Annotated in this window: 12 protein-coding genes; 2 read left to right on the forward strand and 10 right to left on the reverse strand. The window is 68.3% G+C overall.

Going from position 1 to position 10999, the window contains the following annotated elements:
• Positions 1-87: 87 nt before the first annotated feature.
• The 5 genes from PXH83_RS26240 to PXH83_RS26260 form a co-directional block, all read right to left on the reverse strand.
• Positions 88-1245: a phosphoenolpyruvate carboxykinase (ATP) gene (locus tag PXH83_RS26240; RefSeq protein ID WP_274563625.1), complete on the reverse strand. Its 1158-nt coding sequence runs from the start codon at positions 1243-1245 to the stop codon at positions 88-90.
• 112 nt (positions 1246-1357) lie between these two features.
• Positions 1358-2143 carry a lactate/malate family dehydrogenase gene (locus PXH83_RS26245; protein WP_274563626.1) on the reverse strand — a complete coding sequence of 262 codons (786 nt, stop codon included), beginning with the start codon at positions 2141-2143 and terminating at the stop codon, positions 1358-1360.
• Positions 2140-3363, reverse strand: coding sequence for a hypothetical protein (locus PXH83_RS26250; protein ID WP_274563627.1), 1224 nt, complete (start codon positions 3361-3363; stop codon positions 2140-2142). Before PXH83_RS26250 ends, PXH83_RS26245 begins: the two co-directional genes overlap by 4 nt.
• Positions 3364-3577: 214 nt before the next feature.
• On the reverse strand, positions 3578-4066 hold the full coding sequence (locus PXH83_RS26255; RefSeq protein ID WP_274563628.1) for an ATP-binding protein: 489 nt from the start codon (positions 4064-4066) through the stop codon (positions 3578-3580).
• Positions 4063-4257, reverse strand: coding sequence for a hypothetical protein (locus PXH83_RS26260; protein ID WP_274563629.1), 195 nt, complete (start codon positions 4255-4257; stop codon positions 4063-4065). The genes PXH83_RS26255 and PXH83_RS26260 overlap by 4 nt, the downstream gene beginning before the upstream one ends.
• Before the next feature lie 266 nt (positions 4258-4523).
• Between PXH83_RS26260 and PXH83_RS26265 the strand changes: the two genes are divergently transcribed.
• Positions 4524-5630: a helix-turn-helix domain-containing protein gene (locus PXH83_RS26265; protein ID WP_274563631.1), complete on the forward strand. Its 1107-nt coding sequence runs from the start codon at positions 4524-4526 to the stop codon at positions 5628-5630.
• An 18-nt stretch (positions 5631-5648) separates the two neighbouring features.
• Complete coding sequence (locus tag PXH83_RS26270; protein ID WP_274563633.1) at positions 5649-6227, forward strand: HD domain-containing protein; 579 nt, start codon at positions 5649-5651, stop codon at positions 6225-6227.
• A 337-nt stretch (positions 6228-6564) separates the two neighbouring features.
• On the opposite strand, the gene PXH83_RS26275 is transcribed toward PXH83_RS26270, so the two are convergent.
• From PXH83_RS26275 to PXH83_RS26295, 5 genes are all read right to left on the reverse strand, one after another.
• Positions 6565-7374 carry a hypothetical protein gene (locus PXH83_RS26275; protein ID WP_274563636.1) on the reverse strand — a complete coding sequence of 270 codons (810 nt, stop codon included), beginning with the start codon at positions 7372-7374 and terminating at the stop codon, positions 6565-6567.
• Between the two features lie 218 nt (positions 7375-7592).
• Positions 7593-7799 (reverse strand): Trm112 family protein, encoded by a 207-nt coding sequence (locus PXH83_RS26280; protein WP_274563638.1) that lies wholly within the window; start codon positions 7797-7799, stop codon positions 7593-7595.
• On the reverse strand, positions 7786-8706 hold the full coding sequence (locus tag PXH83_RS26285; protein ID WP_274563640.1) for a hypothetical protein: 921 nt from the start codon (positions 8704-8706) through the stop codon (positions 7786-7788). Before PXH83_RS26285 ends, PXH83_RS26280 begins: the two co-directional genes overlap by 14 nt.
• 5 nt (positions 8707-8711) lie before the next feature.
• A complete protein-coding gene (locus tag PXH83_RS26290) occupies positions 8712-9458 on the reverse strand; it encodes a class I SAM-dependent methyltransferase (RefSeq protein WP_274563642.1) in 747 nt (248 codons plus the stop codon).
• Positions 9455-10774 carry a condensation protein gene (locus tag PXH83_RS26295; protein WP_274563643.1) on the reverse strand — a complete coding sequence of 440 codons (1320 nt, stop codon included), beginning with the start codon at positions 10772-10774 and terminating at the stop codon, positions 9455-9457. Before PXH83_RS26295 ends, PXH83_RS26290 begins: the two co-directional genes overlap by 4 nt.
• Positions 10775-10999 lie beyond the last annotated feature (225 nt).

Below are 10999 nucleotides of genomic sequence, written 5' to 3' on the forward strand. Positions count from 1 at the left end.
ACGTCGGCCGCCTCGGGAATGCGGCCGACGCCAGTTTCCGCCCGTGCCGACTGCCTGGTCAGGTTCGGGCAGAAGCTTTGGGGTTTGTCATGCGGAGCGTCCGTGTGGGTCGCTCGGCCAGGCGGTGTCGGTGAGCTTGCCGAGGAAGTCCGCAGCGGCGTTGGTGTCATGGCCCAGGATGATGCTGTGGTGCGGGAGTTCGGCGAGTAGGCCACTGACGCGGGTGCGGTCTTCAGCACGGCCGCCGCCGTCGACTCGGGCGAGGCGGAAGATGTCGGGGTAGCGGTCTTCGGTCGCGCCGCTCATGAAGTCCTCTTCCGCCAGTGCGCGTTCCTCGTCGGCCAGGGCTGGGAGTGCGACGGGGAACATGCTGGGGAACAGCAGCATCGCGGCCCGGCCACGGGTGGCCAGGTCAAGGCCGAACCAGGCGCTGAACTGATCGGGGAAGATCTGGGCCTTCAGTTCCTTACCGCTGGGCGACCACAGAGGCGTCCGACTGCCGTCCACAAGGGCCTCGGTGACCCGCTGGTCCTGGGTCGGGTGCAGCTTTTCCCCAGCATTCATCCGGTGGCGTACGACGTCGTACAAGCCGAGCGCGTCGAGGAGTCCCAGGCCCAGCGCTGCGGCCGAGGGCCATGGAAGGACCTGGACTCCTCCGGTGTTGTCGGGGCGGACGAAAATGCGGTCGTTGGCCAGCAATTCCCAGCCTTTGCGCTTGGCGAGGAGGAGCGCCGTGGTGGTCTTCCCCGAGCCCTTGGAGCCGAAGGTGAGCACCGCTCGGCCGTCGCGGACGACGGCCGAGGCATGCAGCAGCGTCCAGCCGGAGCGCAGTAGTACCCCTCGGACGGCTTCGCGAGCCAGCCGGGCGGTGGCCACGGCCACGGCCTCGGCGTCGCATCCGGTGATGGTCAGGCGTTCGCTGTCCGGCTCGGAGAGGTAGGCAAGATTCTCTCCGGGCGAGACGGCGCGAATCGAACCGGCGTCGTCCTTGGCCAGCAGGGTTGCCGATTTCGCGTAGACGGTCTCCTCGTGCGGGTCAGCGGCCAGCTTCGTGGCCATGTGGGCGTACCGGTCGGGGTCCACTTCGGCGCTGACGATCGGGCCGGTGCAGATGCTCTCCGGCGTGACTGAGGTGGCGTTCCACCAGTCGCCGAAGTAGCGGGCGGCCCAGTCGGTGACGATGTCTGTCGTGCTGATGACGGTCACCGTCGCGTCTGCGGCGCTGATGCGGGTTGCGGTGGTCATGGAGTCCTCTCAAAGGTGGGGTGTGCGGGCAGCGCCTGGTAGGCGGTGCGGAGTTTGGCGTTGGCGGCCTGGAACAGCCGGGCCTCGGTGGCGTTTAGCGGAGGAAGGCAAGCTAGGGGTTTGCCTGCCGTGAAGCGCAACGGAATTCCCAGCCATCCGCCCTCGTGTGGAGCTGACAGTTCCGCGCGCCATCGGCCTGACCGAGCACGAGCCGGAGCGTGGAGAGCACTGCTCCGGCGGGTCCGCAGCGAGTACGGCCGATGCCCGAGCTGATCCGTCCCGGGCGGTTGGCGAGTTCGTTACGTATGTGCGTAAGGGGGACCTGGACGGGCTCGCCATTGACGGTGGTCGACGATGTGCACACCACAGCGGCGTCGCCGTGCTCGCCGACGACATGGCCGTCAACCGCTTCCTGGGGAACATCGAGAACCCGGGCCAGGGTCATCCGGTAGCGAGCGGTGTCAAGGTTCGAGCCGATTCCGAAAACGCGCGGGCAGCCGGAGATCTCGGCGAACAGCCGCGTCATCAGATCGACGGGATTCGTCACCATCACCACGGTGCCCGTGTAGCCGTGCAGTTCGGCAACCAGGGTGCGGATGACGGGCGCATTGGCGACAGCCCCGGCCATGCGGATATCGGCACGGTGGGCGTTGGCGAAGCGCCCTTGTACGGCGATGACGACGGCCTGGCAGCCCATGAGGCTGTTGGTGGTCCCCGGGACCGGGTGCACCCTGGAATCGCAGGCGGATCGCAAGTCATCGAGGTCGTCGGCGAGGGCTTCAGCTTGACCAGTGGTGCGGGAGGTCACCACCAGCCGGTCACAGAGCCCAGCGGAGACAAGGGCGGTGGCAGCGGACTGCCCCACGGCTCCGGCTCCGACAATCGCCACGGCGGTCATGCCCCGGCTCCTGCCGCGCAGTCGAGCGCCGCATCCCACACCGATGCCGTCCCTCCGCCACGATCGAGGGGCCCGCTGATCTCGTCGACCATGCGGCACACCGTCACGGCACGCTTGGCCACGGCCGCCCCCTGCTCAGGAAGGGGAAGGGCCAGGGGTGCGGTGAGGTAGGTGGACGTGATGTTGACTGTGTCCATCAGCCACAGCGCCATGACCTCGCGCAGCCATCGGTGGCGCGCTCGGGCGGACTGATCTGCCAACAGTGCGGTGGCGAATACTTCGATACCTTCGATCACCCGCCGCGTAGTCTGTTCGCCAGGGCTGGAGGCGATGAGGCTCAGGATGGTCCGGCTGATCAGCTTCGCGGAGTCCACGGTGGCACCGGCCCGCAGGAGCCCCGGGTCCAGGAAGACCGGCCGCGCGTCGGGGCCATCGGGATACAGGACGTGCTCAGGCTTCAAATCGCCGTAGGCCAGGACGGGGTGTTCCGTCGGCAGCACGCTGGTTCTGATCCGCAGCAGCCGCGTGACGACCTGACGCAGGAGGGCCGAGACCTCCGCTCCCATCGCGGAGGGAAGACGCAAGCCCCCGAGCTGGTCGAGATAGGTCGAGCCGCTGATGCCGTTGAACTTCCGGAGGAACGTGCCGGCGATCGAGCGCTCGCCGATCGCCGGAAGCGTGCCACATCGGTCCAACAGCTCAGGCTTGTGCAGCGGGTTGAGCTGCTTCCACGCCGCACGCAGCAACTCGCCTGTGTCGCCCGGATTGCTCAGCACGAGATTCGTGAGACTCGGCCCGTGGACCGGCTCGGTGAACAGCACTCCGTGGCGGACTCCAGCCACCACACATGCCCTCGGGCCCTTGATGTCCGCAAGGAAGCCCAGTTGAGCCGCCTCCCGCATCAGGAGCGAGTCCGGGTTCGCCGCGTATTTCTGCTGTCCCTCGGCTACCTTCGACCAGTTGCCGCAGCTTCCCCTCAGCACGGAGACGAGGGAGACGCCGAGCATGGAGTGCTTCGCGAACAGCTCCCGCTCATTGACTCGGATTCGGTGTACGTAGCCGGTGACGCTGGGGACGTGGCAGCCGAGCTGCACTGTGGCATCCGGCCAGAGCGCGGCAGCAGCACGGTGGATCTGCGCGCAGGCGTAACCGAAGACTTCCCCGGTATTGGGCTGAGCGCTGGTCGGATCGGCGAGAGCGGACCGTGGAGCGGCGTTCATGAAGGACTCCTTTGTGTGTCCTGCGCGGGGCTGGTGGACGGCGCCTCGGTGTCCGGCACCGTGACTGGCGGCGCTGCCCTGAAGAGATCCGGCACCTGGTCGTGCAGAGTCACGGAGGGACCGGCAACGCCGAGACCGAGCAGGGAGAGGGCTATCGGCCAGCCGGGCAATTTCATTTCTGTCTGGTCCTTCGGGGCCGCATGCCGGCCGCCGCTCACAGCCCTGCCGACATCGCCAACGGCATGGTGTTGACGTAGGCGCGTGGCACGGCGGCTTTCATCCGGCGTCGCAGGACTTCACCGCGGGCAGACGGCGGGGGGACGGGAACTTCGAACTCGGCCCACATCTTCTTCCCCCGGGCGGTGGGCTCCCAGCCGCTGCGTGCGGCGAGGAAGTTGACGAGGGCGAGCCCCCGCCCGGCCTCGTCGTCGCCGGTCGCGTACTGGCGCTGTGGCTCGGCCGGATTGCCATCGTGGACGACGAGGAGAAGACGGCCGTCGTTGAGGTAAAGGCCGACCGTGGCGAAGCCACCGCCGTGCACCACAGCGTTCGTGATCAGCTCTGAGGCGACCAACTTGACCGCGTCCCGCAGTTCCTCATCCAGTGACACCCCCCATGCCCGGACATGTGTGAGTACGTGGTCGCGAGCGAAGGCGATGGCGGAGGGATCACCGGGTACGAGAATCCGGGCTTGGCGGCTCATGAGGCGGACTCCTCGGCCTGGTCGCCGCCGTCGACCACGTCGCGGCGCAAGAAGCGCTCCAGCCCTTTCTCGGACCGGGTGCGGAGGCCGGGGCTCGGCGTACCGAACGGCTCCCAATCGGAAGGCGCGGCGGAGTCGGTACGGCGCGGGGTGCTGTCACCCGGCGCTCTGCGAGGGAGGGGCGTCGACATCTGGGACTCCAACGTGAGACGTGAGTGGGTGCAGCGGGCCGCAGTACGACAGGGGACGCGCTGCGGCCCGCTGTCCTGGGTGCCGCCCGAGTCCTACAAGCGGGAGCCGTTACGTTGGCTCGCTGGTTCCGGGCGGCTGCGGCGTCAATCCCCGGTCCACGTAAGGACCCTGACTGATTCCGCGTCTTGAACGTACGGTCACGTCGAATGGAGTAGGACTGACTGCGGGTACGTGTTAGGTACCGGAGCGCACTCGGGGAGCTGTCATGACTGCCAGACCGCCCGCACACCGCCGTGCGGTCACAGGCGCCATTGCCGGGTACATCCTCCGCCTGGCCCGAGAGAGCATTCCTCGTACGCAAATCGGCCTGGCGGAGGCGCTGGAGGTGGACCTGGCCACGGTGCAGGGCTGGGAATCCGGCCGTCGGCCATTGGCCAACATGAAAGCGGGGGCGCTCCTCGACCTACGGCGCCGGTTACCGGCGTTGGGCGCAGATCGCACCGTGGTTCAGCTCCTGGACCCTGCAATGGATGCCGACCGCATCATCAGCGTCACGCTGGACCCGCCGGAGCGGCCGGGGTGGCACCCTCTGGCGGAATGGGTGCACACTCGAGATACGACGCACATGATCGCTTGGGCCGTGAACGGTACGCCACCGCCGTTGATCGCCAGTAGGCCCGCCCCCAGACGACGCGGAGCGGTACCGGCCGCGCCGATGCTTCCGGCGCAGGATCGGGCCGACCTTTTCATTCACCTGCGAGACACGGCCGAGGGGGCGCACCGCGCCGGGGAATCCGCCCCCTTGCTGCGGCGGCAGGCCCTGTATCTCACCTCTTACGACCGTAGCCCCGGTGCGCCTGCTTGGATCGCTCACGCCCTCCATAGTCGCCGGGGAGCGCTTGCGGTACGGGGCTGGTCACCCCACTGGGCGGAAGCCCGCTCGACCGCCGCTGCGCTCGCCCGCCAGGGCGACCAGCAGCCGCTGTTGGACTTCATCGAGCGTGCGCTGGTCGACGACGACAACGGCGAGGCGGCGAACCTGAACTACTGGGCGTACTGGCTCGGTGCGGCCAACGGGCCACAGGCCAGCGACCTATTCATGCGCGACCGAGACTTGACCAGCTGGGACCCCGTCACGTTGTTGCGGCTCCTCATTCAGGGACTGGATGAGGCACCGACGTATGTCGAGCTGTACGCGCATTCCCTGTGGGCCCTTCTTGGCGCGCACCCCTGGCTGCCCCAGGCTTCACCATCACTCGCCGCTGCGCTCGGCGAACGCACCGGCCTCATCCTCGACGGCGGCGGCATCTCTCCAAGATCCAGGCGCGACTTGGGCGCCGTGCAATACCGTCTACGCGGGCAGCGCACTTGACAGACCGGAGGGCATCACATGGCGGATGAGACGGCCAACGCGCAGGGTACGGCGGGTTTCCTGATGGAAATGGGGATGCTCAAACGGGCGAAGCGGTCCGGCTGGTGGATCGCTGGAGTGAAGGACCCGGAGACGATCGCCGAGCACTCGTTCCGGGTGGGCATCGTCGGCGCGGTGCTGGCCATGATGGAGGGCGCGGACCCTGCAAGGGTCGCGCTGATGTGCCTCTTCCACGACACGCAGGAGACCCGCGTCAGCGATATCCCGCATATTGGCCGGCGCTACCTCGAAGCGGCGTCCAACGAGAAGGTCACCGCAGACCAGATGTCGGCCGCTCACCCCGACGTCGCCTCCGGCGTTCAGCGTGTCGTCGAGGAGTACGAGAACGGCACCAGCCTGGAAGTGATCGTTGCCCACGACGCCGACAAGCTCGAATGCCTTATCCAAGCCGTCGAGTACCGCGAGCAAGGATGCGGGAATGTTCAGAATTGGATTGACACCAGCCGCAACAGCCTCAAGACAGCGTCGGCGCAGGCCCTCGCTGAGGCCGCGCTGAACATGTCGTCGATTGAGTGGCAGCAGACGTATCTTCGCTGAATCGATCCGGAACACGACGAAGCCCTCGCCTCCAGCTTTACCAGGCGGGGGCTTCGTGGTGCGTGTGGGTCAGACGGATTGAGCTTGGCGTGCGGCGACGTCCCAGGCCCGGCGGAGGGTGTCTAGTGACCTGAGTCAGAGATTCGTCGGCAGTAGGCGGCGACTTTGTCGAGGATCTCGTCGGCGGTCTTGGTCAGATGAAGGGCCGTGGGTGGTCGTTCCAGTCGGCGAGCCAGGTACGGATGTCGCGTTCGAGGGCTTGGACGGAGCGGAGCTTGCGCAACTCGCCAAGACTGACCATGAAGTCCGCCATGATTCCCCGTAACTTTGCCGGTGATTACTGATTCCGCCGCTCGTTCTCCTGCGCGGCGACAACCTTGCCATAGGTGGCGAGGACTGAGCCGTAGCGCTCACGCCCCTCTTTGCGCACCCTGAAAGACCGCTTGAACAAGAACACGGAGGACGTAACAAAAACCACGGCCAGCAGATGCGCCACTACGTACCCGGAAACATCCCCGGGATAGCCAATTGAAAGGCCACTGTTCACCCAGTCCAGGGTGAGAGCGATCGTGATAGGTACACCGGGCAACGCACAGAGAGCGGCACCCACAAAGCACCGCTCGTAGCTGGCATGGGCTTTGCGCATGCCCGTCTCCGCTTCGTCCACGACTGCTGCGTCCAGCGGATCGAAGCCGTCACGCTCACGGACCCAGCGTGCTGCCCTCTGGGCCGCAGGGCTCTGCCGCACGTCCTCGGTGGGCGGGCCGCCCCGCATATCCATCTCCGAGGTGGAGCCGGGCTGTGTCCCCACGCGGTAGAAGAGCCACTTCCCCTTGGTCCCGTGGGTCTGCCGGAGAAACCCCTCCTCCCGGGCCATATCCTCGGCCTGGCCGCCGGAGATACCCGGATACCGGGACGGATCGACACTGATGTGTCCGCGGACATTCGGAGCCCCTGTACGGATCTCCCGACGCAGCTCTGCCGCCAGTTGCTCCAACGGCACTTTTCTGCGCGTGCGGCGCGTGTCCCAATCAGCTACGAAACCTAGGAGCATGAGCGCCCCGACGCAGGCCGTGATCCACCACAGAACCGTCGTGTCGCTCTCTGTGACCGGCGGGGCGGCCAACAGGACATCAGCCAGGTACATCTCCGCCAGCCCTCCCAGCGACAGCGACTACGTGATGGCGCAGACCGAGGCTTTATTAACACCCCGCTCCCCGCCCCGTACGCACACATGTGGCATGTGCGAACACCTGATGCTCGCATAGCAGCAGTGCGGCCAAGCCGCCGCCCCTCACCCGCTTTGCGGCCCCAGCTCTCCGCGCGCTCCCAGTACTCGCCATCACCGCCATCGTTCCCAGGCCACTAGTTCAGCTGGTTCAGCAGGCGGTGGTGTTCGGCCTCCGGTACCTGTTCGCCGGAGGACGGGAGGAGTTGGGGGACGCCGTCGACTATGGGGTAGCGGCGGCGCAAGCGGGGGTTGTAGAGGGTGTCCTCCAGGGGGAGGAGGGTCAGGGGGCCCTTGTCCAGCGGGCAGGCGAGGATCTTCAGCAGGGGGTCATCGGGGTTCATGGGTCAGCTGCCTTGATTGTGGGGTTGGGTGGGGTGTGTTGTTGGTGGTGAGTGTGAGCAGTACTGCTACCGCTAGCGCTGCGCCTGCCAGGCGGAGGGTCAGGCGCAGTGGGTCGGTCGGCAGGGACTCGCCGAAGGCGAACGTGCCGAGGATCGCCGTGTAGAGACAGGACGTTGTTGTACACACCGGCACTATGAGCGACGCCCGGCAGCGCTGGAGTGCGGTTTGGGAGAGGACCAGGCCCGTCGCTCCCGTGATGAGGAGGAGGTACGGGTAGGGGGAAGCGAGGAGTGACAGTGCTGTGCCTGTTGGGTCGGTGAGGGTTAAGTGCGCTGATACGCCCTTGATCGCCAGTGAGCTCACGCCGTATACCAGGCCCACCGCTACGCCGTACTCGACGCCGGAGGTGGGGGGCCGGTGGCGGCGGGCCGATCGGCGCTCTGTGGTGACGTACAGCGAGAAGCCTGCGGCGAGTGAGAAGCCGCTGATCAGGAAGATCAGGGGGGCGGGGGAGCTGTGGCCGATACTGTCCGTTTTCTGGCTCAGTGAGCCGACCACCATGAGGAGCGCCAGCAGGATCGCGGCTATGGCGTAGCGCTCGCGGTGTGAGGTGCGTTCGCCCAGGGCGGCGGAGGAGAGCAGGAGCAGCAGGACCAGGCCGGAGACGAAAAGTGCCTGGGCGGCGGCCATCGGGAGGGTGCGGTAGACGATGAGCTGGGCGGCGAAGCCGGCTGCCAGTGCGAAGGAGCCGGCCAGCCAGAGTGGGCTGCCCAGGAGCTGGCGGATGAGGTGCGCCGGGCGGCGGACGTTCAGGGCGGGGAGCGCGGCCAGGGCACGCTTCTCCAGGACGAAGCCCGTGCTGTACAGCACGTTCGCGAGGAGTGCGGAGGCTACGCCCCACCACATCCGGCTCAGTCCCCGGCGGGGCGGCGGGCGTGCGCGAGCAGGATCGACGCGGCGCTCGGTGCGGCGCAGGCGAGGCGGTCCAGGGGGCGCAGGGCGCGCGGTACGCCGTGGAATGGGGCTCCGGCGATTCGGACCACCTCGAAGCCCGAAGCCGTCAGGAACTCTCGCAGCGCGCGGGCCGTGTAGAGGCGTAGGTGACCTACGACCTCGTGGCCCGGGCGGCCGTGGATTGCGCGCAGGCTCACCTCCGAGAAGACGGGCTGGACTCCGGCGAGGAGCAGTGCCCGGTTGTACCAGGCCGCGAGGTTGGGGGTGGAGAGCATCAGGTGGCCGCCGGGGGACAGTACGCGGCGCAGTTCGTCGAGGGCGCTGTCCGGGTCTACCAGGTGCTCGATGACTTCGCTGAAGAGGATTGCCTGTGCGGTGCCGTTGCCGAAGGGCAGGCCGCCGTCTGTGAGTTCGCCCCGTACTACGTGTTCGATACGGGTCGATGCGCGGCGCAGCGCGTCCTGCGACCAGTCGACGCCGACGATTCGGTGCCCGCGGAGGAGCGGCGCGGCGGTGGCGGCCGCGGTGCCGTCGCCGCAGCCGATGTCCAGGACCGTGGCCGGGGGAGTGGGCGGCCCCAGGGCGGCGGCCAGCATGCGTGCCTGGCGCAGGCTGCGGGAAGTGCCGGAGGCTACGGGGACGGTGGGGTCCTCGTAGAAGTCGCGGAGGGTGGGAGGGCGTGGTCGTGCGGACGTGCTTTTCACTGGGTTTCGCCTCCCTCTGCGGTTGCGGTTGCGGCCAGGTACTCCGTGAACAGGTCGCGCAGCCGCTCGCCGTCGTCGGCGCCCAGCAGTGCGCTGGACCAGCGCAGGGCCAGATGCAGCTTGCCCCCTGTGCTTGCCGTGGTGACCGTCAGGCCGCGTGGCATCCGGGCCGGGGCGGAGAACCAGACGGCTGTCGCCCGGCCTGTGCCCTCGCCGAAGTCAAGGGCGTACGGGATACGGCCGATGTTGCTCAGGAGTGTGGTCGAGGTCCACGGTGCGACGGCTCTGCGCAGGCCGCGCGTGATCGCCGCGCGGACCCCGACCGGGAGCACGGGGGCGGTGAGCAGGGCCGCGCCGTGGCCCAGCTGGGGGCGGGGCAGGGCCTTGAGGGCGCGGGTGCGGCGGGCGGTGAGGTGCAGGAGGTCGGGGGTGGAGTGTGTTGCCAACTCCTTTGAGGTGAACGGGACTTCTACCAGGCGAGTGCCGTTTCCTATCGGCATGTCCGGGCCCCGGGGGCGGTCGTCCACGGGCATTGTGATGCGCATGGGGCGTGGGGGGCGGTCGTGTTCGTTGTTCCAGTGGGCGATCATGCGGGCCGTGGCGACCATGAGCTGGTCGTTGACCGTGTACGGCGCGGTGCGCGGGCGGCTGGGTACGGGGAGCTCGGTGATCAGCATCCTGTTGCCGGTGGCGACAGTCGGCGTGCCGGGGGCTACGCGTGCGATCGGGGCGAATCCTGTGCCGCTCAGGGGGCCGGGCTGGTCCTGGGGCGACTGCGGTGCGGCTGGGCGGGCGGGGGCGGCGGTCGCGGGGGCGTTGCTCTGGCCGCTGTACAGCTCGGCGGCGGTGGCGAGGACGCGGAGGCAGGCGGGGCCGTCGAGGGCGGTGTGGTTCACCGTCAGAAGGAGTACGGAGCCGATCACTTCAAGGCGTACGGGTGGGGAGACGGCGAGCGGCGGAGCGAAGGCGAGGGCGCGCTCGCGGGCGCGGGGGAGTGCGTCCGGGGTGGCCGGCGGGAACGTTACGACGTCGGTGTCGGGGGTCCGGGTGAGCTCCCACTCGTACCGGCGCCGGTACCAGGGGCCGGGCGCCTCCCGCATCAGGATGCGAGGGTGGCGGCGTAACGCCTCGGCGAAGGCGGCCCGCAGGCGGGCGGGGTCGGGCTGGGTGGGGAGGTGGACCTCGATGTGTACGGTCTCGGGCTCACGGGGTTGCAGGCAGTGCCGGGTGACTTCGTCGACGACGGTGAAGGGCACACGGGCGTGCGGGGGCTGCGGTGGGCCTCCGGGGCGGGCGGGGTGCTGCAGTGCGGTCATCTTCCGTTCCCGTCGGGGGGCGGCGTCGGCGTCGGGGGCTGTGCGGTGCGGTGCGGGGGTGGGCGCGTGCGGTGGCTTTGGGGTCGGTGCCGCGCTGGGGCGTCTCCTCGGGTGCCGAACGGGCGGGGGAGTGGTTTGTACGCCGCCCAAACTGTGTTCGACACCCTGCGGGGAGCGCCCCTGCACGTCCCCTCCCGCAACCCGGTTTGCGAAGCGGCGTGGGGC

The sequence above is a fragment of the Streptomyces spiramyceticus genome (genome assembly GCF_028807635.1).
Taxonomy (GTDB): domain Bacteria; phylum Actinomycetota; class Actinomycetes; order Streptomycetales; family Streptomycetaceae; genus Streptomyces; species Streptomyces spiramyceticus.